This is a genomic window from Pseudomonas sp. GW456-L13 (genome assembly GCF_017350115.1).
Lineage (GTDB): Bacteria > Pseudomonadota > Gammaproteobacteria > Pseudomonadales > Pseudomonadaceae > Aquipseudomonas > Aquipseudomonas jessenii.
In genome coordinates this window covers 835,099-861,444 of record NZ_JACNAS010000001.1, presented here as the reverse complement: position 1 = coordinate 861,444, position 26,346 = coordinate 835,099, and the positions used below count along the sequence as shown (strand labels likewise).

At 59.6% G+C, this 26,346-nt stretch carries 24 protein-coding genes; 13 read left to right on the top strand and 11 right to left on the bottom strand.

Translation table 11 applies throughout. From position 1 onward, the window contains the following. Positions 1-86 precede the first annotated feature (86 nt). From J4D25_RS03715 to J4D25_RS03700, 4 genes are all read left to right on the top strand, one after another. Positions 87-926 (top strand): hypothetical protein, encoded by an 840-nt coding sequence (locus tag J4D25_RS03715; protein ID WP_057715292.1) that lies wholly within the window; start codon positions 87-89, stop codon positions 924-926. Between the two features lie 154 nt (positions 927-1,080). Beyond that, positions 1,081-2,049 (top strand): ABC transporter substrate-binding protein, encoded by a 969-nt coding sequence (locus tag J4D25_RS03710; protein WP_057715291.1) that lies wholly within the window; start codon positions 1,081-1,083, stop codon positions 2,047-2,049. Between the two features lie 109 nt (positions 2,050-2,158). Further along, complete coding sequence (locus tag J4D25_RS03705) at positions 2,159-3,277, top strand: S-(hydroxymethyl)glutathione dehydrogenase/class III alcohol dehydrogenase (RefSeq protein ID WP_057715290.1); 1,119 nt, start codon at positions 2,159-2,161, stop codon at positions 3,275-3,277. A 92-nt stretch (positions 3,278-3,369) separates the two neighbouring features. Further along, positions 3,370-3,753: a VOC family protein gene (locus J4D25_RS03700; RefSeq protein WP_057715289.1), complete on the top strand. Its 384-nt coding sequence runs from the start codon at positions 3,370-3,372 to the stop codon at positions 3,751-3,753. A gap of 189 nt (positions 3,754-3,942) precedes the next feature. On the opposite strand, the gene J4D25_RS03695 is transcribed toward J4D25_RS03700, so the two are convergent. Then, positions 3,943-4,779 carry an MliC family protein gene (locus J4D25_RS03695; protein WP_057715288.1) on the bottom strand — a complete coding sequence of 279 codons (837 nt, stop codon included), beginning with the start codon at positions 4,777-4,779 and terminating at the stop codon, positions 3,943-3,945. Between the two features lie 234 nt (positions 4,780-5,013). Between J4D25_RS03695 and J4D25_RS03690 the strand changes: the two genes are divergently transcribed. Then, complete coding sequence (locus J4D25_RS03690) at positions 5,014-5,364, top strand: BON domain-containing protein (protein WP_057715287.1); 351 nt, start codon at positions 5,014-5,016, stop codon at positions 5,362-5,364. Positions 5,365-5,599: 235 nt separating this feature from the next. Here the strand turns inward: J4D25_RS03690 and J4D25_RS03685 are convergent, their stop codons facing one another. The 3 genes from J4D25_RS03685 to J4D25_RS03675 all read right to left on the bottom strand — a co-directional run bounded on the left by J4D25_RS03685 (position 5,600) and on the right by J4D25_RS03675 (position 9,619). Then, positions 5,600-8,032, bottom strand: coding sequence for a hypothetical protein (locus J4D25_RS03685; RefSeq protein ID WP_057715286.1), 2,433 nt, complete (start codon positions 8,030-8,032; stop codon positions 5,600-5,602). A 2-nt stretch (positions 8,033-8,034) separates the two neighbouring features. Then, complete coding sequence (locus J4D25_RS03680; protein ID WP_224795391.1) at positions 8,035-8,778, bottom strand: protein-L-isoaspartate(D-aspartate) O-methyltransferase; 744 nt, start codon at positions 8,776-8,778, stop codon at positions 8,035-8,037. A 217-nt stretch (positions 8,779-8,995) separates the two neighbouring features. Beyond that, positions 8,996-9,619: a LysE family translocator gene (locus tag J4D25_RS03675; protein WP_057715285.1), complete on the bottom strand. Its 624-nt coding sequence runs from the start codon at positions 9,617-9,619 to the stop codon at positions 8,996-8,998. 274 nt (positions 9,620-9,893) lie between these two features. Here J4D25_RS03675 and J4D25_RS03670 point away from each other — a divergent pair, with 274 nt between their 5' ends. Further along, positions 9,894-10,790 carry a LysR substrate-binding domain-containing protein gene (locus tag J4D25_RS03670; RefSeq protein WP_057715284.1) on the top strand — a complete coding sequence of 299 codons (897 nt, stop codon included), beginning with the start codon at positions 9,894-9,896 and terminating at the stop codon, positions 10,788-10,790. Positions 10,791-11,082: 292 nt separating this feature from the next. Here J4D25_RS03670 and J4D25_RS03665 read toward each other — a convergent pair whose 3' ends face one another. After that, positions 11,083-12,507, bottom strand: a complete 1,425-nt coding sequence (locus J4D25_RS03665) for an amidase (protein ID WP_057715283.1) — start codon at positions 12,505-12,507, stop codon at positions 11,083-11,085. A gap of 2 nt (positions 12,508-12,509) precedes the next feature. Continuing rightward, positions 12,510-13,100, bottom strand: a complete 591-nt coding sequence (gene betI / locus J4D25_RS03660; protein WP_057715282.1) for a transcriptional regulator BetI — start codon at positions 13,098-13,100, stop codon at positions 12,510-12,512. A gap of 89 nt (positions 13,101-13,189) precedes the next feature. Here betI and choX point away from each other — a divergent pair, with 89 nt between their 5' ends. The 3 genes from choX (at position 13,190) to J4D25_RS03645 (ending at position 16,258) form a co-directional block, all read left to right on the top strand. Further along, a complete protein-coding gene (gene choX, locus J4D25_RS03655; protein ID WP_057715281.1) occupies positions 13,190-14,131 on the top strand; it encodes a choline ABC transporter substrate-binding protein in 942 nt (313 codons plus the stop codon). A 349-nt stretch (positions 14,132-14,480) separates the two neighbouring features. Beyond that, positions 14,481-15,614, top strand: coding sequence for an aminotransferase class V-fold PLP-dependent enzyme (locus tag J4D25_RS03650; protein WP_057715280.1), 1,134 nt, complete (start codon positions 14,481-14,483; stop codon positions 15,612-15,614). Between the two features lie 89 nt (positions 15,615-15,703). Next, positions 15,704-16,258 (top strand): YdeI/OmpD-associated family protein, encoded by a 555-nt coding sequence (locus J4D25_RS03645; RefSeq protein WP_057715279.1) that lies wholly within the window; start codon positions 15,704-15,706, stop codon positions 16,256-16,258. A 112-nt stretch (positions 16,259-16,370) separates the two neighbouring features. On the opposite strand, the gene J4D25_RS03640 is transcribed toward J4D25_RS03645, so the two are convergent. Further along, complete coding sequence (locus J4D25_RS03640) at positions 16,371-17,255, bottom strand: serine hydrolase (RefSeq protein ID WP_057715278.1); 885 nt, start codon at positions 17,253-17,255, stop codon at positions 16,371-16,373. 317 nt (positions 17,256-17,572) lie between these two features. On the opposite strand from J4D25_RS03640, the gene J4D25_RS03635 reads away from it, so the two are divergent. Beyond that, the gene (locus J4D25_RS03635) at positions 17,573-18,337 is read left to right on the top strand and encodes a tetratricopeptide repeat protein (protein ID WP_057716626.1); all 765 of its coding nucleotides are present in this window, start codon (positions 17,573-17,575) and stop codon (positions 18,335-18,337) included. 14 nt (positions 18,338-18,351) lie between these two features. Here the strand turns inward: J4D25_RS03635 and J4D25_RS03630 are convergent, their stop codons facing one another. The 4 genes from J4D25_RS03630 to J4D25_RS03615 all read right to left on the bottom strand — a co-directional run bounded on the left by J4D25_RS03630 (position 18,352) and on the right by J4D25_RS03615 (position 23,025). Continuing rightward, positions 18,352-19,524 (bottom strand): helix-turn-helix transcriptional regulator, encoded by a 1,173-nt coding sequence (locus J4D25_RS03630; RefSeq protein WP_057715277.1) that lies wholly within the window; start codon positions 19,522-19,524, stop codon positions 18,352-18,354. A gap of 129 nt (positions 19,525-19,653) precedes the next feature. Continuing rightward, positions 19,654-21,546 carry a sulfate adenylyltransferase subunit CysN gene (gene cysN, locus J4D25_RS03625; RefSeq protein ID WP_057715276.1) on the bottom strand — a complete coding sequence of 631 codons (1,893 nt, stop codon included), beginning with the start codon at positions 21,544-21,546 and terminating at the stop codon, positions 19,654-19,656. Beyond that, positions 21,546-22,613: a sulfate adenylyltransferase subunit CysD gene (gene cysD, locus J4D25_RS03620; RefSeq protein WP_258536478.1), complete on the bottom strand. Its 1,068-nt coding sequence runs from the start codon at positions 22,611-22,613 to the stop codon at positions 21,546-21,548. Before cysD ends, cysN begins: the two co-directional genes overlap by 1 nt. Continuing rightward, the gene (locus J4D25_RS03615; RefSeq protein WP_057715274.1) at positions 22,555-23,025 is read right to left on the bottom strand and encodes an SRPBCC domain-containing protein; all 471 of its coding nucleotides are present in this window, start codon (positions 23,023-23,025) and stop codon (positions 22,555-22,557) included. Before J4D25_RS03615 ends, cysD begins: the two co-directional genes overlap by 59 nt. A gap of 209 nt (positions 23,026-23,234) precedes the next feature. Here J4D25_RS03615 and J4D25_RS03610 point away from each other — a divergent pair, with 209 nt between their 5' ends. The 3 genes from J4D25_RS03610 to J4D25_RS03600 are packed head-to-tail and all read left to right on the top strand — an operon-like array spanning position 23,235 to position 26,337. Continuing rightward, positions 23,235-24,350 (top strand): DUF1214 domain-containing protein, encoded by a 1,116-nt coding sequence (locus tag J4D25_RS03610; RefSeq protein ID WP_057715273.1) that lies wholly within the window; start codon positions 23,235-23,237, stop codon positions 24,348-24,350. Further along, on the top strand, positions 24,347-25,516 hold the full coding sequence (locus J4D25_RS03605) for a sulfotransferase (RefSeq protein WP_057715272.1): 1,170 nt from the start codon (positions 24,347-24,349) through the stop codon (positions 25,514-25,516). Before J4D25_RS03610 ends, J4D25_RS03605 begins: the two co-directional genes overlap by 4 nt. A 32-nt stretch (positions 25,517-25,548) precedes the next feature. Then, positions 25,549-26,337, top strand: a complete 789-nt coding sequence (locus tag J4D25_RS03600) for an SDR family oxidoreductase (protein WP_057715271.1) — start codon at positions 25,549-25,551, stop codon at positions 26,335-26,337. Positions 26,338-26,346: the final 9 nt, after the last annotated feature.

The window sequence follows — 26,346 nt, the reverse complement described above, 5'->3', positions numbered from 1 at the left end:
CACAAAATTGCGTAAAATTATGAGCGTGACTTGTATTTGGTGCCGATGCAATCTGAATCCAGCAGAGCCAACGGAGACCAACAACAATGACTACCCTGCCTTTCACACCTGCGCTAACCCTGGGCGATCTCGTCGATCTCGAGCGTTACCCAATCACCGATCGCACCAGCCCCGCTTATCTCGCACTGGTCACTCACAGTCAGTCGTTGCTGGCACAAGAGGGCGTTGCGATCTTTCCGGGTTTTGTTCGCAATCCAACGGTTGTCGCGATGGCGCAGCAGACACTTGCACTGCACTCGCGCATGTTTCATTTTCGGGAAAACCACACGGTTTATTTCAAACCTCAGGACGAAAGCGTTGATCCGGAACACCCGCTACGACGCTTGATGAACACGGCAAAAGACACTGTTGCCTATGCCGATATTCCTGCCGACCATTTGATCCGGCAGATCTATGGATCGGACGAAGTCCTTGCTTTCATCAAAGATGTTTTGGCTCTGGACACGCTCTATCGTCATGCCGATCCATTAGCCGCCCTTAACTTGCAGGGCTTCACGGCAGGGCAGGAGTTGGGGTGGCACTTTGATCGTTCCGACTTCAGCGTCACGCTGTCGCTTCAGGCTGCAAGCGCCGGTGGGGATTTCGAGTATGTGCGGATGCTGCGCAATGAAAGAGACGATTGCTATGACGCGGTCAGGCAATTCCTCGATGACTCGCAAACACAGCAGGTAGAGGTTCTGCCTCAAGTGCCCGGCACCCTGACATTGTTCCGCGGCCGCTATTCATTGCACCGGGTCACGCCGGTGGAAGGGGACAGGCTGAGGCTCAACGCGGTGTTTGCGTACGTGGACCAACCCGATGTCGAGTTCAGTGCCTATGCGCGCCAGTTGTTCTACGGGCGTACTTCTGTTGATCCATTAGCTTGAGCTTCGCCAATAACAATAAATGCAATTGATTCACGCCTTTGTTTCACGTGTTTGCGCACGCACTTGTCCATGCTAAATCTGATGGACTCGTTTGCTCCTGTGTCGCACACAACAGTTCGCTGCCCCCAATAATAATGATTCGGAGCGTCTGATCATGAAAAACAGGAAGAGTTTGTTGACCTCTTTGCTCACCCTTGGCTTGCTTGTCGGTAGTGCTTCAAGCCAGGCCTCAGGGTGGTGTGAATCGGGCAAGTCGGTGAAATTTGCCGGGTTGAACTGGGAGAGCGGGATGCTCCTCACCGACATCATGATGATCGTGCTCAAGGATGGTTATGGCTGTACAACGGATCAGTTGGTGGGTAACACCATCATTCTCGAGACCGCACTGGCCGGCAACGACATTCAGGTGTTTGGCGAAGAGTGGATGGAGCGCAGCGAAGTCTGGAAAAAGGCGGTGGCGGCCGGAAAGGTTGTCGGGGTTGGCGCTCCGATCATTGGTGCGACTCAGGGCTGGTATGTGCCGCGTTACGTCGTTGAAGGGGACGCTAAACGTAACCGGCCAGCGCAGGCGCCCGACCTCAGGACAGTCGCGGACCTGAGCAAGTACGCGAGTGTTTTTCGCGATTCGGAAGAACCGTCCAAAGGCCGTTTCTACAACTGTCCTGCGGGTTGGATCTGTGAGCAGGACAATACCGAGATGTTGAAAGAGTATGGTCTTGAAAACACGTTCACAAACTTTCGTCCAGGTACCGGTGCGGCATTGGATGCGGCTGTCCTGTCCAGTTACAAACGCGGTGAGCCGGTGCTGTTCTACTACTGGTCACCGACGCCGCTGATGGGGCAGATCGATGCGATAAGGCTGGAGGAAAAGACCGGCGCCAACAAAGACGTCATCACCATGGTGGGACTCTCCAAGGCATTTCATGAACAGGCTCCTGAACTGGTCGCAGTACTGGAGAAGGTCAACATTCCGATCGACTTGTTGAATCAGAACCTGGCGAGGATGACCCGGGAACGCATCGAATCGCCGAAGCTGGCCAGGATGTTCCTCAAGGAACACCCGGAAATCTGGCATGCCTGGGTCGACGAAGCCGCAGCAAAGAAGATCGAGGCATCGCTCTAATCGGTCTCAAGGGCAAGGACGCCCGCCCTCTGTAACGCCCCTCTGAACACAATCTCTTGACTGTTTCTACACAGGAACGGCGCCTCTTCGCGTCCGGGAAATCACGAACATGATCAAATCACGAGCGGCCGTCGCCTTCGCGGCGAACCAGCCTCTGCAAATTGTCGAAGTCGATGTAGCGCCGCCGCAAGCCGGTGAGGTGCTGGTACGCATTGTTGCGACAGGTGTCTGCCATACCGATGCGTTTACGTTATCCGGCGCCGATCCCGAAGGGATCTTCCCCGTCATTCTTGGCCACGAAGGTGGCGGTATCGTCGAAGCGGTTGGCGAGGGGGTAACTTCACTGGCGGTGGGCGACCATGTGATCCCGCTCTACACCCCGGAATGTGGCGAGTGCAAATTCTGCACCTCCGGCAAGACCAATCTTTGTCAGAAAATCCGTGCCACTCAAGGCAAAGGTTTGATGCCAGATGGCACCAGCCGATTCTCTTACGAAGGGCAGCCTGTCTTTCACTACATGGGCACCTCGACGTTCTCCGAATACACCGTGCTTCCCGAAATTTCCCTGGCCAAAATCCCCAAGGATGCGCCACTGGAGAAGGTCTGCCTGCTCGGTTGCGGTGTGACCACCGGCATTGGCGCGGTGATCAATACGGCCAAGGTGGAGGAGGGAGCCAGCGTGGCAATCTTCGGTCTGGGTGGCATCGGGCTGGCAGCCATTATCGGTGCGACCATGGCCAAGGCCGGCCGGATCATCGCGATCGATATCAACCCGGCCAAGTTCGAGATTGCCAGGCAACTGGGCGCTACCGACTTCATCAACCCCAAGGATTATGACAGGCCGATCCAGGACGTGATCATCGAGATGACCGAGGGCGGTGTGGACTATTCCTTCGAATGCATTGGCAACGTCCATCTGATGCGCGCCGCCCTGGAGTGCTGCCACAAGGGCTGGGGTGAGTCGGTGATCATTGGCGTCGCTGGCGCCGGTCAGGAAATCAGTACCCGTCCTTTCCAGCTGGTGACCGGGCGCGTCTGGCGCGGCTCGGCATTTGGCGGTGTGAAAGGACGTAGCGAGCTACCCAGCTATGTCGAGAACGCGCAAAAGGGCGACATTCCGCTGGACAGTTTCATTACCCACACCATGGGGTTGGAGGAGATCAACAGAGCCTTCGACTTGATGCACAAAGGCGAAAGCATCCGCACCGTTATCCATTTCGATCGCTGACTCAACAGATTGGCGAAGCCCGTCAGGGCCAGTCAAAGGCGCGAAAACCTGCAACATCAACCCACCGTATCTACACCAAAGAGAGCACAAAGATGACCATTTTCACTCATGTGACTGTCGGTACCAACGACCTGCAAAAAGCGCGCAGCTTCTATGACAATGTCCTGGGTACCCTGGGCCAAAAACGCATCGCTGATCTGGACGACAAGGGGTCGATCTGGGGGGAGAGCGCTCCGTCCTTCTTCGTGCTGAAACCGGCGAACGGCGCCCCGGCCAGCGTGGGTAACGGTGTCACCATCAGCTTCGAAGCGCCGAATCGTGCGGCCATTGACGCTTTCCACGCCGCGGCGCTGGCCAGTGGCGGCACCGACGAAGGTGCACCGGGTCCGCGAGGCTGGGCACCTGACGCCTATGCGGCTTACGCGCGGGATCTCGATGGGAACAAGCTGGCCGCGTACTGTTTCAAGCCAGCCTAAGCTTCAAGACGAGGCATCATTAGATGCTTCGTCATTAGCCCTTACTCGCAAGGATTAGTAATCCGTAAGGTTGCAATGGTGGCTTGAACAAGCCCGTTTAACCTTGGTGTTCGAACGACAGCTTCTGGCCGATTTCTGCCTGTCACGAGGGGCAGCAATATGCAATTACCCAGCTGATTGAATCGTTGCTCAAGGCTTTCTTTTGCAATGCGACTTGGGCGCACCGTATCCCCAAGTGATTATGGTCTCGGCCTGATGCTCCCAAAGCGTTTCATTGCGCCCAAGGTACTTTATGCCACTGCCACTTGGCTGCTGGTACATCAGCGATACGCTGTCGCCACGCTCGGCGATTAATGTCGGCGGATCGGTTTTGAAGAACATGACAGTCACCTCTCTAGCAGGGTTGCCGTCGCATTCGTAATAGACAGGCCCAGTGCCCGAGACCAGTCGGTAGCGTGCTTGCAACTCGGCGATGCGGCGCTGGTATTCCATGCGCAAGCATGCACTGACGTCATCACTCTTCCAGCAGTCGTCGCGTCCCTTGATCCATCCACGTTGTTCTGCTTTTAGCCGGGGAGGATGCTCGTTGCCGGCCTTAATACTCGCACTGGCATAAACTGCCGACAGATTGCGATCGAGCGCGGATAACGCCTTGTCCTCACATATCATCGCTTCGATACCGCCAGGCTCCACTCTGGCGCAATCGTATGAAGGGCCAGGTGTCACATTGGCAGTCGACGATTTTTCCGTGCCGCCCCCAGTCGGCTGCATTGCATTGATATGCTGATCAATGTACTGGCACCACTGTTCGGAGCTTCGTTCAGGGACATTTGCCCCATCGCGAACCCCTAACTTGAATTCGATCACCGATTTCCATTCGTCTGAGCCTAGATCTGGCCCGTGCCCTTGCGCATCGGATGTGTGCAGTATCTTATCGATCGATTGATACCATGGGTAAGTGCATATGGATTGCGCCTGAGCAACGCCTGTGGCGCCAGCCAATAACAAAACCAAATATTTGCTCATGCGCGGTCCCTTTTGATTTATGCAGTCGCCAAGCACCGAGCGACCAAGGCGGACGTTCACGGGGACAGCGCTCTGACCGCAGGCAACGGCCGTACTATAATTAATTTCTGTCAATGTTTGCGTGACGAGCGCTCCAAAGCGAATCAGGTATCCATAGCGTTCACCTGACAGGCAGAGGGCGACACAGCAAATGGGATGGACGGTACGTCTGATTACGCGACAGAGGGTTCAGCCATGAAAATTCACTCCTTCCAGCATTACTCCCATGGTCTGGAAATGGCCGTTCACGATGCATGGATTACCGCCAAGGTGAAGTCGGCCCTGGCATTTTCCGATCCGACCCTTAGCCTGCATATCAATGTCAAAACCCATGCGGGCATAGTGGGGTTAAGCGGCCGCGTCAACACTCATAGACAGTGTGAGCAGGCCATTGTTCTGGCCCGTTCGGTTCATGGTGTCGCCGAAGTCGATGCCAGCGACTTGCAGACCCATGTGTTCACGCCAGGGAGTTTTCCAGAAGCGCCCAACGCCGAAGAGAGCACTGAGCGCCGGCCACAATCGTCAACAAAGATGGACGACAAATGATAATGGCAACATTGTAGGCGCCGCGCTCCCGGTCGGGAACCGAGGGCGGAGGGAAGCTGAATGCCAATGTGCCCCAGAGTGAATCGCCCATGGTTTCGTGGACATTTCCGACTGGCTGCTTATGGCCGGTTTCTGCCGGTCACCACCGGCGAGACGTGTGAACTGGGCAAGCGGCGTTCCAACAGGCCATTCGTCTCACCAGGGTCTGTTGACGTTTTGCTGCGAACCGCCGCGATCAGGGAAATGCGACCGCCGCCGCGAGATACAGCAGCAACGCCAGCAGCAACACCACGGTGAAACCCAGGTGGATCGCCAGCAGGGTCGCCAGCACGGCCGCCACCACCGATACGCTGGCGTTGACGCCCCAGGCGATCGGCACCAGTGCTTCAGCGCACGCGGAGACGCGCCCGAGTCCGAGCGGAAACGGCATGCCCATGGCGAACGCCAGCGGCGCTACCAGCGCGGCGCAGATGCCGAACCTGGCGAGGGTCCCCACCGGCGCCAGCAGCTGGAACAACGGGGGCAGGGCGATCAGGTAGAGCAGGGCGATCGCGCAGATCGCTAGGACTGGCCGCGCGAGCGGATGACGGAGCCCCACACCCGTTCCAATGTCCCCCCGCCGCCGGCCGGAGTAACGGCTGCCGAGGCCAGCGAAGATCAGGAACGCGCTGAGCGTTACCGCCACCGAATACAACGGGTGGCTGAGGAACAGGGTGAACTTCTGGATGAAGGCGATTTCCACGAACATGAAGGCAAAGCCGATGGCGGCGAAGTAGGACACGACCCGAAGTTCGAACCTGGCCAAAGCCGCATTCCGAGAGCGTCGCTGGCGCCGCCGAGCCACCCATAACGGCGCCAGGATCAGCAGCACGGCGGCCACGCTGGACTGCAGCAGCGTGGCGATCAGCACCGGATAGCCCCACTCCAACATTGACAGGCCGCCCTGCGCCTTCAGCGCCAACAGTTCCGGCAGCGAGCGCCACTTGAAGAAGTGGAAGAAATACGGCCGATCATCCGTAGTCGGACGCACGTCGAACTTGTAGCGCGCCAGGAACTCCGCGCGCTCGCCGGACAGCAGGGCCTGCGCCGCTTCGAAGAACCAGGGCCGGTCGAGCAGGTTGTAGCGGTTCGCCTCGGCCACGGTCATCCCGGGGTAGTAGGCCAGGTCGAAGGAGCGCGCCCGGCAGAATTCCCGCAGCACGGCGATGCCGGCGTCGTCGAAATCCCTGTTGCTGACCAGCAGCGTCGCGGTCTTCCAGCCGCGGATCATGACGATGCGGCGCGCCGCGCTGGCCTGCCCGTCGCGCTCGATGGCCGCGGCCGCGGTGGCCAGCAGCCTGGGAACATCGCGCGGCGGCAGGGCGACCCAGCGGGTGATGGCCAGCATGCCGCCGGGCGCGAGATGGCGCAGGTACTCGGCGAAGGCATCCACCGTGTACAGGTAGTTCTCGGACAGCGCATGCAGGCCGCCCGAGGCAGTGCCGAAGGAGTCCAGCAGGGCGATCTGGATCAGGTCGTAAGGCTCGCCGCGCGAAGCCACCAGGCCGCGCGCCTCGCCGATCAGCACACGGACGTTGGGCGCACTGTACGGCTTGCCGGAGAAGTCGGCGAAGCGGCGCTGGACCAGATCGATCACCTGCGGGTTCAGTTCGATGGCATCCACCGCGCTGGCGTCGTGGTAGATCGCCTGCAGCACATCGGCGCCGGCGCCGCTGCCCAGCACCAGCACGCGGGGTTGGCGCAGCAAGTGATAGGGCAGAGCTGAGGTCAGGTAGTCCAGGTAGGCGAGCGGCTCGCGGCGCCCGTCATAGCGGTTCAGCACGGAAAGGCCGTCGCCGTCGGTAAAGATGGCCAGTTGTGCGGGCGGTTCCTGTGTCGCGTTGAGGCTCAGGCCAGGCGCGTAGCGCAGGGGAATGGTCGGGCTGTCGACGACCGTGAGCAGACCCAGCGGACTCCAGGTCTGGGCGATTGCGCGCGCATCCTTGATACGCTGCGTCTGGCTCAGTTCCTTGTACTCGGAGGGCGACAGGGCGATCCAGCGCCCGGGCACGCCGGCCGGCACCGCGACTGCCGCCGCCAGCAGCAACGGCGCGAGCCAGTGCCTATGCCCCGTGCAAGCCATTCCGGCCAGCGCCCCGGCGGCGATGCCGGTGCCGCCCAGCAGCCGCAGCGCATCGACGGGCGTCAGGGCGAACAGCGCGGCGACGATCGCCAGGCTGCCCACGCCGGCACCGAGAATGTCGAAGGCGTAGATCCGGTGAATCTGTTCCTGAAAGCAGGTGAAGGTCAGGCAGATGCACACCGCCGCGCAGAAGAACGGCACGAACAGCAGCAGGTAGATCATCAGCAGGCGCGCCGACTGCCGCGCGTCCCAGAGGATCTCGAGGGGATTGAACGGAACCTGCTGAGCCAGGCTGAAGCAGGCGATGGCGCTCAGCCCGAACAGCACCGCGCCACCGATGAACACGCCGTGGAAGCGCGGCGCCAGCACAGGCCGTGCCAGCGCCACGGCGGTGCCGGCAGCGCCGTAGCCGAGCAGCGCGACGCTGATCATCATGTAGGCGAAATGGTGCCACTGGATGATCGAAAGCAGTCGCAGCAGCAGCACCTCATAGCCGAGCGCGGAGGCAGACAGCAGTGCCAGGGCGAGCAAGGGCGGCGAATGCATGCTCAACCGCCTCCGACCAGCGGCACGAAGCTCACAGGCAGCACCTGCCGGGTGGACACACTGCCATCGCCGGCCTTCTCGATCAGCAGCAGGTACTGGATCATGAACGGCGCGCCGACCGGGATTACCATCCGTCCGCCGGCCTTGAGCTGGGCGATCAGTGGCGGCGGCACATGGCTGGCGGCGGCGGTGACGAGGATGGCGTCGTAAGGCCCGTGCTCGGGCCAGCCGTGGTAGCCATCGCCCAGCCGGGCCTGCACCTTCGCATATCCCAGACGGCCCAAGCGCTCCCCGGCCTGCACTGCCAGCGGCTCGATGATCTCCATCGTATAGACCGCCTGCGCCAGCTCGGCGAGGATCGCCGCTTGGTAGCCCGAGCCAGTGCCGATCTCGAGTACCACGTCGCCGGGCCCGACCTGCGTCAGGTCGGTCATCAAGGCGACGATGTACGGCTGGGAGATGGTCTGGCCGTAGCCGATCGGCAGCGGACGATTTTCGTAGGCGTAGGGCACCTCGTCGGGCGGGACGAACTTATGGCGTGGCACCTTGGCCATCGCGGCCATCACCGGCGCGGCAAACTCGACTCTGCCGGTTTCGTCGCGGGTGACGGACGACATGTTGGCGATCTCCCGCACCATGGCATCGCGCAACGGCGCGAACGGGTCGTCGGCATGCAGACCGGCAGATGCCAACGCCAGAGCGATGGCAGGCGCCAGGATGCGCGTCAGGAGCATCACCGGCTTCACAATGACTCCTCCGCCTGAGGAATAGTCGAATCGTATGGCCGGCGGGCTGACTCGGCAAGCCGGGGGTGCCGGCGACCAAATCAGGCTGCGGCGACTGCCCGGGACAACATCGCAACCCGTAACTGCACTGATAGCACCCAGCCAGTTCAAGCGGTGATACAAAAGTGAATGCGATTGTCAGCCGATTGCTGCCTATAAGGAGCCCTTCGCACTGACCTCATAACACTCCTCCAACCCCTGGAATGACCAGCAGCGCCGCCAAGCCGATCAGTGCCGTGCCAATGAGTCTGTCGATAACCTGCTGCTTTTCCAGCATTCGCCGGCGCAACGCTTCAGCGGAGAAAAACAGTGCCACGAAACTGAACCACGCCCAATGGGTGAACGACATAAACAGGCCGTACGCAAAGTTTGCGGTTAGCGAACTGCCTGTGTGCACCACTTGGCTATATGTCGCCACCACGAACAACATGGTTTTAGGGTTGAGCGCGTTAGTGAAAAAGCCAGTACGAAATGCTTCCCAGGATGAAGGGGCTGAGGCGTTGGCGCCACCAAATGTCAACGAAGAAGTACTGGTCAGGGACTTGATACCCAGATAAATGAGGTATCCGGCGCCCAGCAACTTCATTGCCATGAACAGCAAGGGTGATTGAGTGAAGATCACTGCAGCGCCGAACACTGTGTAGAAAACGTGAATCTGGACGCCACAGGCGATACCCAGTGCGGCCATCAAACCGCTGCGTCGCCCATATGCATAACTGTTGCGGGTGACCATGGCGAAGTCAGACCCGGGGCTGATAACTGCCAGGATGGAAATGGCAGCAACTAGAAGCAATTCGTTCATGAAGACTCTCCGGCGCAATGGATGCCCATGCCGCGAACGGCAGTAATTGCATTTGCGCTACGTTTTTGCACAGATTGAGGGTGGGTGGCAGCTTCACTTGCTCGCGGCGCTTACATCACCCAGTGGTATTTGGCTTCGCATGGCATTCATGCAATGCCTCTAATCATTAATAGTTGTGCGTGCAGATGGGGCGAATGGAGGTCATGATGGAGAATTGCCACCGATAAAAAAAACGATTTATAGTCGTCGAAACCTGTGAGTAATCATCGTCAATATGAATTTGCCTCCTTTGGCTGCGTTTCGTTTTTTCAACGTTGCGGCCCAGACTCAAAGCTTCGTGAGAGCCGCTCAGCAGCTGCACGTCACCCATGGCGCAGTCAGCCGCCAGGTTCGATTGTTGGAGGAGGCAATAGGGGTCGAACTTTTTGATCGGCGCAACCGTGCGATCTTTCTCAACCGTGCTGGCCGCCTTCTGTACGACGTTACCGGGCCCATGTTCGAACAATTGGAAAGTGCTGTTTACCGGTTGCAGGGAGAAGTCCGCGAGGACGTACTCGTACTATCGTGTGAGCCTACCATCGCAATGAAATGGCTGATCCCGCGACTGCCTGACTTCCATGCCGCTCACCCGCACCTTCAAGTCCAACTGCTGGCGGCCGGTGGTCCTATAGACTTCGCGCGCTCAGGTGCGGATCTGGCCATCCGACGTGATGATTTTCACTTGGATCAATCAATCCACAGCGTGACGATTTGTGAGGAATGGATTGGACCTGTGTGCACCCCGTCCAATAGTCCCGATAAAAGGAAATCGCAAGGAGTGCGCTTGCTGCGTAGCCAGACACGCCCGTTGGCCTGGGACAACTGGCTGCGCCTTTCGGAAATGGCTATGCCTAATGCTGGCTCGGTCGACTATGAGCATTTCTATCTTTGTATTCAGGCAGCAGCTGCGGGATTGGGGATCAGTGTGGTGTCCTTTCTCATGGTTCAGGATGAACTCAGGTCCGGACAACTGATCGCACCGTTTGGCTTTATCCAGGACGGGTCGGCCTATTGCCTACTGTCACCCAGGCCTTTTGAGGAGAGTGCCAAGTGCACCGCTTTCAGGGATTGGGTCACAAAGCAGATGGGCATATGCGCAAAGCAGATCAAGAGTGATTTGGGCCGAGCGTGAGTAGTGCGAGCGTCTTTTTTGCACGCGGCTATGTCACTGAGCCCTGAATCTTTTGCGCAAAACACGGATTGCGAACACAGGCGCGAACTTTTCTGCGGTGGAAACCGAAGCTGGCTTTCTCAACAGAATCGACCCAAATCCGACACTCATAAAATATTCCTTTTGCCCGTGAAGCAGCCAATCACGTCAGGCAACGATCCAATAACTGCCTGCAGGAAGTGTCTATAGAGTTTGGGTCAATTCAGCGAGCCAGCGACAACGCGCAGAAAATCTGTCGTAGTTCAGCGCGTGATCATGCCTTTGCAAACAGGGTGGTTGCTAACAAGCTCCGTTCAACTTCGCTTGCAAGTCTAAGGATGGTTTCCTCGTCACCAAATTTGCCAACTATCTGCATCCCGATTGGAAGGCCGTTCTCCATGATCCCGACGGGGATACTGATGGCCGGCTGGCCGGTCAAGTTGAAAACTTCGGTGAAGGGAGAAAATGCGTAAGCGTTTTTATACCACTCGTCCAGATGCCTTTCCCCTGTGGCGACAAAACCACCAATTAGTGGTGGAGCAAGCGCTACCGTTGGCGTGATGAGGACGTCGATATCGGTGAAGCTATCGGCCATGTCGTGGCTTACTTTGTTCTGGGTAGCCCGTGCATGGTGTACATCCAGTGCCGTTCTCTGAGTCGAGCATTTGTAAAACTCATAGGTAATCCATTCAACATCTTGTACAGAGATCGGATAACCGCGAGTTTGGGCCTTGTGTTCCATCAAGGCCTCAATTTCCATCTGCCAGAATAATGCAGCAGCTGCACCGGCTTTGGTCATGTCTGGCCAATTGAACGGGCGTAATTCATGGCCGTCTTTACTTAAAAAATCCACAGCATTCAATATGGCTTTGTGGATGGTCTCATCGATACTCGAGCCATCTGGACGGGCGCAGGCAAAGGCGATTTTGAGTCGTGGCGACCTCGTCTTCAGGCATTCGAGCCAAGAGGGAGGGGCGGGGGGAGCAGCATAAGGCGCGCCTGGTTCATAGCCAGACAGGACATCCAGCAGCAATGCGCTGTCGCGGACGGTCCTGGTCAGTACATGCTCGGAATCAAGGCCACCAACAAACTCACCGACATGAGGACCTACAGGGGTGCGTCCCCTGCTTGGCTTCAGTCCAACCACACCACAAACGGAAGCCGGAACCCTGATCGACCCGCCACAGTCGGTGCCGTGTGCAACGGGCACCATGCCTGCGCCCACGGCACAGGCGGATCCTCCACTTGACCCACCAGAAGCGTACTGCGGATTCCTGGGGTTTCGACAAGGGCCTTGCCATTCAGGCTCTGTCACAAAGTCTCCTGCAAACTCAGGTGTTTTGGTTTTCCCGAGAATGATTGCCCCGGCATTACGCAATCGACTCACAAACTCACTGTCGACCTGAGCGGGGACGGCATCTTCGTACAATCGCGAACCGTGCCTGGTTGCAAAGCCTTTTACATCGATATTGGTGTCCTTTATCAGGATCGGCACACCTGCGAGTGGTCCTGCCTTGGGATCTAGCGCCGCTCGCTGTGCGCCTTCGATATCGATTGCAACGACCGCGCCCAAGGCAGGGTCCTGGATTTCAATTTCTCTGGCTGCCAGGTTGACCAGCTCCAGCGGAGTGACTTCACCGGACTTCAACCGTTGAACGAGGCCCACGGCATCAAGACTTTTAAACTCTTCAGGTGTCATTTCTACGCCTCCAGATCATAACCAAGTACGTTGTTGAGGAACTCGTAAGCCAAACGACGCGAATCATCGATCGTGTCCGGGTTGCAATCGACCGCAGCCCTCAACCATAAGCCGTCGATGAAGATCGCGATCATTTGCGCCTTGGAATGGGCTATTGCCTTGTCCATGCTTTTTGACAAGGCATGGAAAAGTAAGGAGTGGCTCCTGCGCGCAACGATGTTCTGTACCCGCTGCAGTTTGGGGGACTGCGGTACCTGGGCCCAGAAAGCGAGCCAGGCCGCGACATTGTCTCGCGTCAGGTTCAAGGCACTGACGTTCCCGTCCACAAACGCGAGAACACGCTCAGCGGGTGTTGCGGACTTTCGCAGGCGCGCAAAGATCTCGGCATTTATGCGTTTGTTCAGCTCTCTCAAGGTGGCTTCAAGCAAAGCATTCTTGTCCGAGAAATAGTGGTGGACGATGCCGTTGGCCAACCCCGCACGGGCGCTGACCTGAGCCATGCTCGTCCCCGCCATGCCTTGCTCACCAATGAGGGTGAGCGTCGCCTCAACGAGCTGCTTCCTTCTGATTTCCTGCATTCCGACCTTTGGCATGGGGGGCTCTCTTTTTTCATTGGACACTCAATGAAAAAAAAGTTATCACTGGATTCTCCAAAAAACAAGAGAACGCAAGGGGATCCGGTATGAAAAGCAGTGCTATCGGTTGTGCCGTGCTGTTGATGACATTCCAGGGGATTGCCGGCGCCGCGGACCCTGTGGGGTGTCGCGCGCCTCAGTTCGCAGAGGTGGGATGGACCGACATCACGTTGACGACGTCTTTGACCACAGCAGTATTGGAAGGACTGGGCTACGCCCCAAAAGTCATAACGTTATCGACGGGAATTGCCTACAAGGCGATGGAAGGCAAGAGTATCGACGTGTTCCTCGGAACATGGGATCCCGCATTGATCGAGGCGGCTCAGCCTTACTACAACAACAAGTCGATTCAGACAGTGCGAGTGAACCTCACGGGCGCAAAATTTACCTTGGCGGTTCCGCGATACGTCTATGAGCAAGGTGTAAAAAGCTATGCTGACCTGGACACTTACAAGTCAAAGTTTGGCGGGAAAATCTATGGAGTAGAGCCAGGCGGAAACAAACCGATCCAGAACCTCATCGCGGATAACGCGTATAACCTGGGTAGCTGGAGCCTGGTTGAGTCCAGTGAGAAGGGCATGCTGACACAAGTCGGCAGGCAAATCAGAAAGAACGACTGGATTGTGTTTCTGGGCTGGGCACCTCACCCAATGAACAAGAATATTGAACTGGAATATTTGTCAGGCGGTGACAAGTACTACGGAGCAAATTTCGGCGCATCGTCGGTGCGGACCGACGTGCGTACGGGATATCTGGAGGAATGCCCTAACGTGGGCCAACTCCTGAAAAATCTGGAGTTTTCCATCGATGCCGAAAACACCATGATGGACTACGTGATCAATGGTGGCCTTGACCCACGCTCTGCGGTAAAAAAATGGCTGAGTGCCCATCCCGAATGGCTTGATAGAACGTTGCTTGATGTTCAAACAGTGGAAGGTCAACCTGGGCTCGCGGCGGTAAAGTCTTATATGGATACTGCGTCCAAATAGACGACACTTCTCAACAAATTGAATCTCCCCGGGCTCTATAGACCGGGAGCATCCTTATCGGCGCAGCGCCTAGGCCCCATGTGCTAGGCGCGAGCGGCGTATCGATCCGGCTACCGCCCAACCGCAATGTCCAAAAATGAATTCCCCTTGGGGTTTCAAACACTTTTGAACCTTTAAGCCCCCCCTCCCACAACTCAGCAGCGACCTGCGAGCATTGCTACGTCCAGTAATCGACCTGATGCTGCCAGCCGCTCGACAGAAGTCGCAATTCAATCCCGAGCAATCTTGTCATTTGCCAAGGCTTAGGGCAGGGTCGATACCACTGAGATCCCTGCCAAAGGAGTCACCCATGTCAAAGCTATATCCCAGTATCGATCCCGAGGGGCTGGTCGAGTACTCAGTGGTCTACACCGACCGCTCACTCAACCACATGTCGCAGTCATTTCAAGGCGTGATGAAGAACATTTCCAAGACCCTGAAACAGGTCTACAACGCCCAGGCTGTTGCGGTGGTGCCGGGCAGCGGCACATTCGGCATGGAAGCGGTGGCGCGACAGTTTGCCACCGGCCAGCAATGCCTGGTGATACGCAACGGCTGGTTCAGTTATCGCTGGAGCCAGATCCTTGAGATGGGCAACATCCCGGCGGCCACCACGGTGCTCAAAGCCCGACCGGTCGACACAGGTCGCCAGGCTGCCTACGCTCCACCCCCTCTGGACGAAGTGCTGGCAGCCATTGCGGCGCAGAAACCGCAGATTGTCTTCGCCCCCCACGTTGAAACCTCATCAGGGATTATCCTGCCCGACGAGTACCTGCGGGCTGTTGGCGACGCGGTGCATGCGGTGGGTGGCCTGTTCGTGCTGGACTGCATCGCCTCAGGCACGATTTGGGTTGATATGCACAAATGCGCAGTCGACCTGCTGATCAGCGCACCGCAGAAAGGCTGGAGCGCCTCCCCGTGCTGCGCCCTGGTGATGCTCAGTGCTTTGGCCCTAGAGCGCATCGAGCAGACGCAGAGCAGCAGCTTCGCCTGCGATCTGAAAAAGTGGCTTCAGATCATGCAGGCCTACGAACAGGGCGGACATGCCTACCATGCGACCATGCCCAGCGATTCCCTCGCGCGATTCAACGAAGTGATGAAAGAGACGCAAGCCTACGGTTTCGACAAGGTCCGCGGCGAACAACAGGCTCTGGGCGATCGGGTGCGCGCAATGTTGACCGGCAAAGGCATCAAAAGCGTGGCCGCAGCCGGCTTTCAGGCTCCTGGCGTAGTGGTGAGCTACACCGATGATGCCGACATCAAGAGCGGTAAGAAATTTGCCAGCCTCGGCCTGCAGATCGCCGCCGGAGTGCCGTTGCAATGCGACGAGCCGGCCGATTTCCAGACCTTTCGCATCGGTCTGTTCGGACTCGAAAAGCTGCACAATATCGAGCGCACGGTCAGCACCCTCGAGAAGGCACTGGACGAGGTGATGGATAACTAAGCGCTCATCTCGGCGTCATCAATGTCGCATTTGAACGCTACAGTGATGTTGCCAGAAAGTAGTCAGGCATATTAGTTGGAGGAGTGGCAATGACAGTAATCGATGTGAAATCCCGATTCGAAGCAAAGCTTCTTCGTCCGGCAAAGCCCGGTAATGATACGTCGTGGGCGTTCGCAGTACTGCCAAGAGACGCGAGTGAACCGCTTCCGAGGCGGGGAAGGACGACAGTTGAAGGCACAATCAATGGGCACCATTTCCAGGCAACCCTTGAGCCCGATGGTCAGCTGAGCCATTGGCTGAAGGTAAGTAGCGAGTTACTCGACGCCGCAGGTGTGGCCGTTGGGGATATCGTTACACTCGAGCTAACCCCCGTGAAAAAGGAACCCGAGCCTGACATCCCGGCAGACTTTGAGGAGGCACTGGCAGCCACTCCTGAGGCTCGTAAAGTTTGGAACAATACAACGACCATCGCACGAGTAGACTGGATCCACTGGATTACTTCAGCCAAGCAACTCAAGACGCGCGAAAAGCGAATTGGTGATGCCTGCGATATGCTTGCAACCGGCAAGAAGCAGGTTTGCTGTTTCGACCAGTCCGGCTATTACAGTAAGGCCTTCCGTGCGCCCGAGGCAGAAAATCCTTAAATGGAATGTTCCGTTGAATACGCCTGACGATTTTTGGTTGACTGACTTCCTCAGGGCGTGAAGCGGTCATCCGGCGAATCATGAGGTCGACGCCAAAAGGACTTAGCCGTCGTCAGCCACCGCGCATAACTTGCATCAGCTGTTTCACCGCGATGGCTTCGACGGCACCTTCACTGGCACCCGCTTCAAAAACAGCGCAACAAGCCGATGCGTCGCCGTCGCGGATACGGTAGACAGCAATGACACTGCCTGGCCCGCAGCCTGTGTGCCCGCATAGGGAATGTCCGCCGTCAATCGACCCTTGCATCACACCTAGGCCATAGCCCGGAATGATCCATGGGCGCCCGGGAATCGGGCCGCCCAATGTTCGTGCTGTCTGCATTTCCTGGAGCAAGCCCGTGGAGAGCAGTTCACCGCAGAGGAGTCGATCCAGAAATAGCGCTGCTTGGGAAATTGGGCCGATCAGCAAGCCATGATAGACCCACGCGGGGTCATAATTTGAGGTGCTTCCAAGATGGGTCTTTTGTAAGTCTGCTCGCGTTTTAGCAAAGCGAACGTTCGACAGGCCCAGAGGAGTAAGTGCACGTTGAGTCACCGCATCATCAAGCGTCAGATCAGTTAGCCGTTCAATAAGCCTGCCGATGAGCAAGTAGCCAACATTCGAGTAATGCCAATCGGTTCCGGGATTGCATCGAAGTCGAGCACCGTCAAGGCGTTGCATCATTTCATCTGCCGACCAGGCTGGCTCACTGTTCGTAACAGCGGCGTGGTACTCCGCAAGTTCGCCGTAATCGGCCAGACCTGCTTCATGCCGCAGTAGCTGGCGTAACGTGAAAGGCTGATCAGAAATCGGGTCGTCCAGTCCGATGAGCCCGTCACGTACCAACGACAGGGCTGTCGCAGCCAGGACTGTTTTCGTAAAACTCCACCAGGGGGCCGTCAGTTCTAACCGGTCAGGCGTTTGTGGCTGACCATTTGATACGAGTGAACTGAGCATTGGCTTCCTTGGAATGTTGAGCGTATCGACAGCTCGACAAGATATCTCATTCACTCTTCTTCGCCAGAGTGAAAAGTCAGCCGTTTGTACTGTCCTGAACGACGGCTCTTGGCCGTTTTGCGCCCTGCGTGAAGAACAGCAACAGATCGTGCCTGGATGTTGGGGGTGGTAAAAAATGGTACTGGTCGCGACGGTCGTTGCAGCAGGAACTTCAGGGTATTGGCCAGGTCAATAGCGGCCCTGTATCGCAAATGCCGAACAGCGTTGTGGCCTGTTTTACGGCAGTGCCGTTTGAATTCAGTCGAGTCCGCCCCCTGATGCCAACCAAGAGTTTTCTGCCGGGCTTCATCCTGGTGTTCTGCGCTGTCCCGTCGCTTTGTTCGGTTGCTGCCGAACGAAGCGCGCCGGCGCAGAGTAACAGCGCATCAACCACCCTGATCGAAACCGCCTCGCGCCAGTATGAAAATGGCCAACTGGACCAGGCCGCCGCCACGCTGGAGCGTGCCCTGCATATCCAGCCGAACAATCCCGCGACGTTGCATTACCTGGGTGTGTTGCGCCTTCAGCAGGGGCAGTACCAGCAGGCTGAAACCCTGGCGGCGCGCTCGAACATACGGGTTGGTCGCAACGTCGAGCTCCGCAACCGCAACTTCCAATTGATCCAGGCGGCGCAGCAGGCCCAATCTTCGGGTACCCCACCCAATGCAAAAGAGGGCGTGGTCGCAGTACAGAAGGGGCTGGAGGAGGAAGCCCAAAGGCGTCGCGAAGCGGAAGTGGCCGTTGCTGAGCAATCCACTCCGGACACTGGGAACGACGCTGGCAACTTGGCTCGCGCAGAGGCAGATCAGCTTCTGGATGCGCCGTCGACTGGCAGAGCCGGGCTCGAAGGAAAATTACAAATGACTAATGCCGAGCCAGAGCGGGCGTACGCTGAGGTCGAGATTCCCCGCGGCCATATGCCGCGTCCGGGCAAATGCCGAATCTGGTTTCCTGATCGCCCGGCGGGGCATCAGCCCGCACCCGGCAAATGCAAGAAGCTGCGACATCGGGTTCCCCCGGGGGCCTACCTGGTGCGCGGTTGAGTTTATGCAGACAGCTACCCCAACGACGCCACGCTATTGAGCAAGGTCTTGACCAGTTGCGCCTGGCGCGTGGCGCCAGTCTTGGCGAATACACCGCGCAAGTGAGCGCGCACGGTGTTGCGCGAAACCCCGAGTGACTCGGCTGTCTCATCGAGGGTCTGGCCGTCCATGACCAGCATGGCCACTTCGGTTTCCGTGCGGGTCAGTTGGAACAGGCTACGCAGCAGGTCACGCGAGGCTTGTGGCGAGTCGGCCGGATCGCGGATGAACACCACCACTGCCGGGCGTCGGGCGCTGTTGTGGGTCTGGTAGTTCATGGCAATCGGGCGCAGCAGCAGGTTCAGCGGCATCTCACCGCTGGGCCGCGACAGGGTCAGGACTTGCAGGTCGTCGAGGCCGCGGGGGCGTTGTTTCAACACGGCCTGGATGGCCTGCTGCAGTGTGCGGTTCTCATGGTTGGCGAAGGCACAGAGCTTGTCGTGCTTGCACTCCAGACCGTCATGGCTGTCGAACAGGCGCTGGGCGGCACGGTTGCAACGCATCATCCGGCCGTTCTCGTCGAGGATGGCCGTGCCCACCATCAGGCGGTCGATGGTTGCCGCGTAGAGCTGGCGTTCGGCATCCAGTTGATCCACCGCCGAGTGCAGGTCCACCGCCTGTTGCAGGTGCGGCAGCAACAGGCGGATCAGGTTGATTTGCGCCGGGGTGAACGCTTCGCTGGCGTGGTCGCGGCAGGCGAACAGTGCGCAGTGCATGCCGGCGGCAGTGCGCATGTTGGCCACCAGCACATCGCGCAGGTCCAGGGGGTGCAGGTAGTTGCGGTAGAAATCATGGGCCAGCCAGGCCTCCGTGCCCAGCACCTGGTCGGCACTGGCCACCTGGTCCGCGGGCCAGTCGAGGAACGGGCAGATCGAATAGAAGTGTTCGCTGTAAGAGGGCTCGCCGGGCAACAGCGCGCCATGCACCGAGGCATTGACGATCAGCCCGGGGCGTTCATGGTCGGGGTTGCGCAGCACCAGGGTGAAGAAGCTGGCGGCGAATCGCTGGCGCAGGGCTTCCAGCAAACTGGCCCAGGGCGTGGGCTCCAGCGTGCCGTGGTAGACCAGCCCGAGCAGGTTGCTGAGCTCGGCAGAGGGGATGTCGATGCTGGCGTGCAGGTCCGGGCAGGTGGAAAAGGGCAGGGTCATGCGCGCCTCTTTGGCTGCGTGTTGTCATGGGCGAGTATCGACCGGGGTCACGGCGGCAAAATCGTCCGTTTGGCCTAGGCGCTGACGGGCGCAGCGCATGCCCAAGGGGCAGGCTGCGCCCGGTAGCTCTTACAGCGCCAGCAGGGCTTCGACTATGCGTTCGGCGGCGGCCTCGGCAGACTCGTGCCGGGTGTCGATATGGATATCCGGCGCCACTGGCGGCTGGTAGGGCGAGTCGATGCCGGTGAAGTTCTTCAGCTCACCACGCCGGGCCTTGAGGTACAGGCCCTTGGGGTCGCGCTGCTCGGCCAGGGCCAGCGGTGCATCGATGAAGATCTCGAGGAAGTTGCCGTCACCGGCCAGGCTGCGGGCCATGTCACGCTCGGCCCGGAACGGCGAGATGAACGAGACCAGGGTGATCAGTCCGGCATCAAGCATCAGCCTGGCCACCTCAGCGACCCGGCGGATGTTTTCCACCCGGTCGGCTTCGGTAAAGCCCAGGTCGCGGTTCAGGCCGTGGCGCACGTTGTCGCCGTCGAGCAGATAGGTGTGCCGGCCCAGGGCATGCAGCTTGCGCTCGACCAGGTTGGCGATGGTCGATTTACCCGCGCCGGACAAACCGGTAAACCACAGCACCCGTGGCGACTGGCCCTTGAGCGCGGCGTGGGCCTCGCGGTTGACGTCGATGGCCTGCCAGTGCACGTTCTGCGCACGACGCAAGGCGAAGTGCAGCATACCGGCACCGACCGTGCGATTGCTCAGGCGGTCGATAACGATAAAGCCCCCGGTATCGCGGTTGTCGGCATAAGCATCGAAGGCGATCGGCCGGTCCAGGTGCAGGTTGCATACGCCAATGCCGTTCAGCTCCAGGGTCTTGGCCGCCAGGTGCTCGAGGCTATTCACATCGACCCGGTGTTTGAGGTTGGCGCAGCTCATGCCGACGGTGCGGCAACCGATCTTCATCAGGTACGGGCGCCCCGGCAGCAGGGGTTGTTCGTCCATCCATACAAGGGTCGCTTCGAACTGGTCGGCCACCGCCGGCGGGGTGTCGGCCAGGGCGATCAGGTCGCCGCGGCTGATATCGATCTCGTCCTTGAGGGTCAGGGTCACGGCCTGGCCGCACAGGGCTTGCTGCTGCTCCCCGGCACTGCCAAGGATGCCGGTGATCTCGCTCTGCTGGCCCGAGGGCAGCACGCGGATGCGCTCGCCGACGCGCACGCTGCCGGCCACGACGTTGCCGCAATAGCCACGAAAATCCAGGTTCGGCCGGTTCACCCACTGCACCGGTAGACGGAACGCTGCCTGGCTCTGCCGGTCCTGCTCCAGCGGTACGTCTTCTAGGTAGGCAAGCAGGCTCGGGCCCTGGTACCAGGGCGTGTTGGGGCTGGCCTGGAGCATGTTGTCGCCGCGCAGCGCCGACAGCGGGATGCACTGGATATCCTGCAGGCCGATCTGTGCGGCGAAGGCGCGATACTCGGCTTCGATGCGCTCGAACACCGCCTGGGAGTAGTCCACCAGGTCGAGCTTGTTGATCGCCACCACCACCTTGCGGATGCCCAGCAGCGACACCAGGTAACTGTGCCGGCGGGTCTGGGTCAGCAAGCCCTGGCGGGCGTCGATGAGGATCACCGCCAGGTCGGCGGTGGACGCGCCGGTGACCATGTTGCGGGTGTACTGTTCGTGGCCGGGGGTGTCGGCGACGATGAACTTGCGCTTGTCGGTGGCAAAGAAGCGGTAAGCCACATCGATGGTGATGCCTTGCTCGCGCTCGGCGCTCAGGCCGTCGACCAGCAGGGCGAAATCCAGTTCGTCACCCTGGGTGCCGAGCTTTTTCGAGTCGGCTTCGAGCTGGCCAAGCTGGTCCTCGAACAACACCTTGGATTCATACAGCAGTCGGCCGATCAGGGTGCTCTTGCCGTCGTCGACACTGCCACAGGTGATGAAGCGCAGCAGCTGCTTGTTCTGCTGTTGTTGCAGGTAGGGCGTCAGGTCGCCATTGCGTGCGTCGGTGATTGCGTTCATCAGAAATACCCCTCTTGTTTTTTCTTCTCCATGGAGCCCGCCGAGTCGCTGTCGATCAGGCGGCCCTGGCGTTCCGAGGTGCGGCTGACCAGCATTTCGCCGATGATCGCCGGCAGGTTGTCGGCGTCACTGTCGATGGCGCCGGTCAACGGGTAGCAGCCCAGGGTGCGGAAGCGCACCTTGCGCAGTTCCGGGGTTTCTCCCGGCAGCAGCGGCAGGCGCTCGTCGTCGACCATGATCAGCGTGCCGTCACGGCGTACCACCGGGCGCTCCTTGGCGAAGTACAAGGGCACGATGGGGATCTGTTCCAGGTAGATGTATTGCCAGATGTCCAGCTCGGTCCAGTTCGACAGCGGGAACACCCGCAGGCTTTCACCCTTGCGCTTGCGTGTGTTGTACAGGTGCCAGAGCTCCGGGCGCTGCTGCTTGGGGTCCCAGCGGTGCTGCTCGGAGCGCAGCGAAAACACCCGCTCCTTGGCCCGCGACTTTTCCTCGTCGCGCCGGGCGCCGCCGAACGCGGCATCGAAACCGTAGTGGTCCAGGGCCTGCTTCAGGCCCTGGGTCTTCCACACATCGGTGTGCAAGGCCGAGCCGTGGATGAAAGGGTCGATGGCCTTTTCCACGCCTTCGGGGTTGATGTGCACCAGCAGTTCCAGGCCCAGGCGTTCGGCGGTCTGGTCGCGAAAGGCGATCATTTCGCGAAACTTCCAGGTGGTGTCCACGTGCAGCAGGGGGAAGGGCGGCTTGCCCGGGGCGAAGGCTTTCATCGCCAGGTGCAGCATGACCGCGCTGTCCTTGCCGATGGAGTAGAGCATCACCGGGTTTTCACACTCGGCCACCACTTCACGGATGATCTGGATGCTTTCCGCTTCCAGCCATTGCAGATGAGTCAACATCGAATACCTCCTCGAGTTCTGCCGGGATTGGCGCCGGCTGAACACCACGGTAGGTAAAGCACCGCCGGCACTTCTTCGTCTGCTTGGACGAAGAGGCGCCGGCAGCTGCAGGTCACGCGACGGACGCGTACAGCGTCTCGACACGGATCTTGAGGGCGTGGGCAACAGCATCGAACCCTTGTTTGACCCAAGCGCCATGATCGGTCATGACCTGGTCGGCGGTGGCGCCGAGGAACTGGTCGGTGGTGTGGTAGCGGCAACTGGCCGCGCCGGTGGGCTCGATGTGCTGCTCGCGACGGGCAGCGTCGGGATTGTCGGCGTTGGCATACATCTCCCAGGCGAGTAACCGGTGGGGTTCGAAGTCAGCCAGGTACTCGATCACGTGCAGCAGTTCACCAGGTCGTCCCGGATCGGGCAGAAACAGATTGACCGGTTCGCCCAGTCGCAAGCTGGACTCGACCTTGACGGTGTAGGGGTTCCACTGCGGATAACGCACCAGGTCGATCAGTACCGACCAGACAAATTCGGCCGGTGCGGCGATGTCCACGGTCACTGAACGGACCAGATTTTTCTCTGCGGTCATGGGTAACTCCTCTGAGGATGACTGCGCGCCACGAACTGCGGCGGGAAGTAAGCCATGGGCTCAGGCGCGATCCTCGCCGCTCACGGCGCACGGCTCCTCGTCCGTGCGGACTAGCAGGCGATTTAGTCCGCTTGGACGAAGAATCGGCAAGGGGGTGCTCCCTAAGGTCACTGGCAGCGGCGGGCTTTCCGCCAACAGAGGAGACCGACATGGTTACAGACAGGATCGATCAGGAGGTGCTCAGCGGCGAAAGCTGGAACCTCTTCTGCGAGCAACTGCGGCGTAGCGGCGAGCAAATATTGCGCGCCGAGGCTCCGGCCGATGTGCAGACCCGCGCCGAAGGATTTCGCTATCTCACGCGCTTGCTGCGCATTGCACTGGAAATGCACCTGGAATTTGCCGATCCGGACTTCCCGGGCTTCATCACTCCCTCCCATGAAACCGCGAAAATTGGCGCCGACAACCCCGATAATCTGTATAGCTATGCGCGCCTCAACGGCGCGCACGAGTATCGGGTCAGCGGCCAGCGCGGCAGTGTTGCCTACCTCAGTTTCGGTTCCCAGAAGGGGGGCTACGAAACGGATGGCAAGATGATCCAGACCGGCTTTCTCGATGCAGGCATGTTGCAGTCGGATGCCGAGGGCAACTTCGAAATCATCCTCAGCCAGCATCCCCCCGGCATCGGTAACTGGCTGCGGCTCGAACCGCAGAGCAATGCCTTGATTGTCCGCCAAACCTTTCTGGACCGTAGCAGCGAGCAGCCGGCGCAACTGCGCATTGAACGCCTCAATGCCCGCCAGACACCCGAACCGCTGAATGCGCCGCGCTTGCAACAAAGCCTGCAGCGGGTGGGAAGTTTCGTCGAGAACACCGCGCGGTTATTCGCCGACTGGGCTCAGGGTTATCAGAAGCACACCAATCAACTGCCCGCCGCCGACCAGGCACTGTGCCAGTCGGTGGGGGGCGACCCGAACATTTTCTATTACCACTCCTACTGGGCTCTGGCTGATGACGAGGCATTGCTGATCGAGGTCGATCAGGTGCCCGACTGCGATTTCTGGAACGTGCAGATCAACAACTACTGGATGGAGTCGCTCGACTACCGCTATCACCGCATCTGTCTGAACAAACAGTCGGCGCGACTGGAGGCGGATGGCCGCTTGCGCATGATCCTCTGCGGTGTTGACCCTGGTCTGGCGAACTGGCTGGAAACTGCCGGCCATCCCCATGGCACCCTCTGCCTGCGATGGGTGGGAGCAAAGCAGCCGGTGCAGCCAACGACTCGCGTGGTCAAACTCAATGATCTGAAGGAGCTTGTGCGATGAGTGCCAATGACTTCGCCCTGGATACCTTGCTGGCTGAAGCTTGCGTACGTGCGGGCGGCCTCGACGATTTCGGCCCCGGCGACTTTCGCCAGGGCCTGGTGGTGCTGGCTGACGCCCTGGAAAAAGAAGCGCGGCTATCCGTGTCGGGGCGCGGACTGTTGCGTGAGAAACTGTTGGCGCAACTGGTCAACCGTCTGATCATCGAGGATCACTGTCGGCGTTACCCACAAATCCTCGAGCTGGAAATCAACGACCCACTGGTGATCGTCGGCCTGCCACGCACCGGCACCACGCTGCTGCAACGCACCCTGGCGGTGGACCCGCAGTTCAGCAAGGCGCAGTGGTGGGAAACCCGCTACCCGGCGCCTCTCGACGGGGAAACCCTGGAGCAGCCGTTGCAGCGCCTAGGTCGGGCGCGCGCCGAAGTGGCGGCGATGGTCGAGTTCCTTCCGCAACTGCTGGCCATTCACCCACTGGACGCCGAGCAGCCCGACGAAGAGTTCATGCTGATGGAGCACTCGTTCCTCTGCGCCATGGACTCCTACGTCAACGTCCCCAGCTACACCGCCTGGCTCGACCGTCAGGACCAGACCCAGGTCTACCGTTACCTCAAGCGCTCCCTGCAGTTCCTGCAATGGCAGCAGGCGCGCCGTGGCATCGCCCCCGGCCGGCGCTGGTTGCTCAAGAGCCCGCAGCACCTGCATACCCTGGAGCTGTTGTTCGAAGTGTTCCCCGGTGCGCAGGTGGTGCTCACCCATCGCGAACCGGCCAGGACCATTCCCTCGCTGGCCAGCTTCATCCATACCCTGTGGCAGTTGTACAGCGACCAGGCCGATGCCCAAGCCGTCGGCGAACAGTGGAACCGGCGCATGGCGCGGGCCTTGCGCCATGCCATGGCGGTGCGCGAGGGCATGCCGGCCGGGCGCTTTCTCGATGTGCAGTTCGAAGACACCCTGGCCGCGCCCCAAGCCGTGGTCGAGCGCATCTATCGCTTCGCCGGCCTTGAATGCACGGCAAAGGTTCAGGCAGAGATGGGCCAATGGTTGTCCGTCAATGGCCGGGAAAAACGCGCTGCCCATCACTACAGCCCTGACCAGTTCGGCCTCAGCGATGCGCTGCTGCAGCGTGACTACGCCGAGTACCGCGCCCGGCATCTGAGCGCCTGAGCCTGCCCCATAACAATAAGAGGATTCATCCCATGCTGCTTAAAGACAAAGTCGTGATGGTCTCGGGCGTCGGCCCCGGGCTGGGTATCAAACTGGCCCTGGAGGCCGCGCACGAAGGGGCGCGGGCCGTGGCCATCGGCGCCCGCGACAAGGGCCGACTGCTTGAGGCACAACAGCGCATCAAGGCGGTCGCCGGGCATTGCGAAGTGCTGTGCGTGGCCACCGATATCACCGATGTGCAGGCCTGCAATCGTTTCGCCGAAGCCACCCTCGAGCAATTCGGCCGTATCGATGCGCTGATCAACAGCGCCTTTTCCCATGGTGGTTTCCAGGCGGTGGACGAGGCGGACAACGACCCGCTGCGCGAGGCCCTGGAGGTCAACCTGCTGGGCTCGCTGAACATGAGCCGCGCGGTGCTGGCGCCAATGCGCGCGCAGGGCGCGGGGGCGATCGTCATGATCAACACCCTGGGTGTGCGCAAACCGTATCAGGGTGGGGCGGCCTATGCCGCGTCGAAAAGCGCCCTGGCAGCCAGCGTGCGCTACCTGGCCAGCGAGCAGGCGGCCCACGGTTTGCGGGTCAACGCTCTGGCCTGTGGCTGGATGTGGGGCGAGCCGGTGCAGGCACTGGTACGCCAGAGCGCTGCCGCCCGGGGTGTCAGCGAAGAGCAGGTGCGCGCCGAGTTCAGTGCCGGCATCCCTGGCGGGCGCATGCGCAGCGACGAGGAGTGCGCCCGCGCTGCGTTGTTTCTGGCATCGGACTACGCGAGTGCGATCAATGGTGCGCAACTCGATGCCAACGGCGGCGAAGTCATGTACTGAGGAGCAGGG

Coding starts and splice junctions, on each gene's coding strand:
- cysN (WP_057715276.1), bottom strand. CDS start 21,546: ATGAACGCAATCACCGACGCACGCAATGGCGACCTGACGCCCTACCTG.
- J4D25_RS03630 (WP_057715277.1), bottom strand. CDS start 19,524: ATGACCCTGCCCTTTTCCACCTGCCCGGACCTGCACGCCAGCATCGAC.
- J4D25_RS03695 (WP_057715288.1), bottom strand. CDS start 4,779: ATGAGCAAATATTTGGTTTTGTTATTGGCTGGCGCCACAGGCGTTGCT.
- J4D25_RS03670 (WP_057715284.1), top strand. CDS start 9,894: ATGAATTTGCCTCCTTTGGCTGCGTTTCGTTTTTTCAACGTTGCGGCC.
- choX (WP_057715281.1), top strand. CDS start 13,190: ATGAAAAGCAGTGCTATCGGTTGTGCCGTGCTGTTGATGACATTCCAG.
- J4D25_RS03635 (WP_057716626.1), top strand. CDS start 17,573: ATGCCAACCAAGAGTTTTCTGCCGGGCTTCATCCTGGTGTTCTGCGCT.
- J4D25_RS03645 (WP_057715279.1), top strand. CDS start 15,704: ATGACAGTAATCGATGTGAAATCCCGATTCGAAGCAAAGCTTCTTCGT.
- J4D25_RS03685 (WP_057715286.1), bottom strand. CDS start 8,032: ATGCATTCGCCGCCCTTGCTCGCCCTGGCACTGCTGTCTGCCTCCGCG.
- J4D25_RS03650 (WP_057715280.1), top strand. CDS start 14,481: ATGTCAAAGCTATATCCCAGTATCGATCCCGAGGGGCTGGTCGAGTAC.
- J4D25_RS03600 (WP_057715271.1), top strand. CDS start 25,549: ATGCTGCTTAAAGACAAAGTCGTGATGGTCTCGGGCGTCGGCCCCGGG.
- J4D25_RS03705 (WP_057715290.1), top strand. CDS start 2,159: ATGATCAAATCACGAGCGGCCGTCGCCTTCGCGGCGAACCAGCCTCTG.
- J4D25_RS03610 (WP_057715273.1), top strand. CDS start 23,235: ATGGTTACAGACAGGATCGATCAGGAGGTGCTCAGCGGCGAAAGCTGG.
- J4D25_RS03700 (WP_057715289.1), top strand. CDS start 3,370: ATGACCATTTTCACTCATGTGACTGTCGGTACCAACGACCTGCAAAAA.
- J4D25_RS03690 (WP_057715287.1), top strand. CDS start 5,014: ATGAAAATTCACTCCTTCCAGCATTACTCCCATGGTCTGGAAATGGCC.
- J4D25_RS03675 (WP_057715285.1), bottom strand. CDS start 9,619: ATGAACGAATTGCTTCTAGTTGCTGCCATTTCCATCCTGGCAGTTATC.
- J4D25_RS03715 (WP_057715292.1), top strand. CDS start 87: ATGACTACCCTGCCTTTCACACCTGCGCTAACCCTGGGCGATCTCGTC.
- betI (WP_057715282.1), bottom strand. CDS start 13,100: ATGCCAAAGGTCGGAATGCAGGAAATCAGAAGGAAGCAGCTCGTTGAG.
- J4D25_RS03640 (WP_057715278.1), bottom strand. CDS start 17,255: ATGCTCAGTTCACTCGTATCAAATGGTCAGCCACAAACGCCTGACCGG.
- J4D25_RS03665 (WP_057715283.1), bottom strand. CDS start 12,507: ATGACACCTGAAGAGTTTAAAAGTCTTGATGCCGTGGGCCTCGTTCAA.
- cysD (WP_258536478.1), bottom strand. CDS start 22,613: ATGCTGTTGCCCACGCCCTCAAGATCCGTGTCGAGACGCTGTACGCGT.
- J4D25_RS03615 (WP_057715274.1), bottom strand. CDS start 23,025: ATGACCGCAGAGAAAAATCTGGTCCGTTCAGTGACCGTGGACATCGCC.
- J4D25_RS03710 (WP_057715291.1), top strand. CDS start 1,081: ATGAAAAACAGGAAGAGTTTGTTGACCTCTTTGCTCACCCTTGGCTTG.
- J4D25_RS03605 (WP_057715272.1), top strand. CDS start 24,347: ATGAGTGCCAATGACTTCGCCCTGGATACCTTGCTGGCTGAAGCTTGC.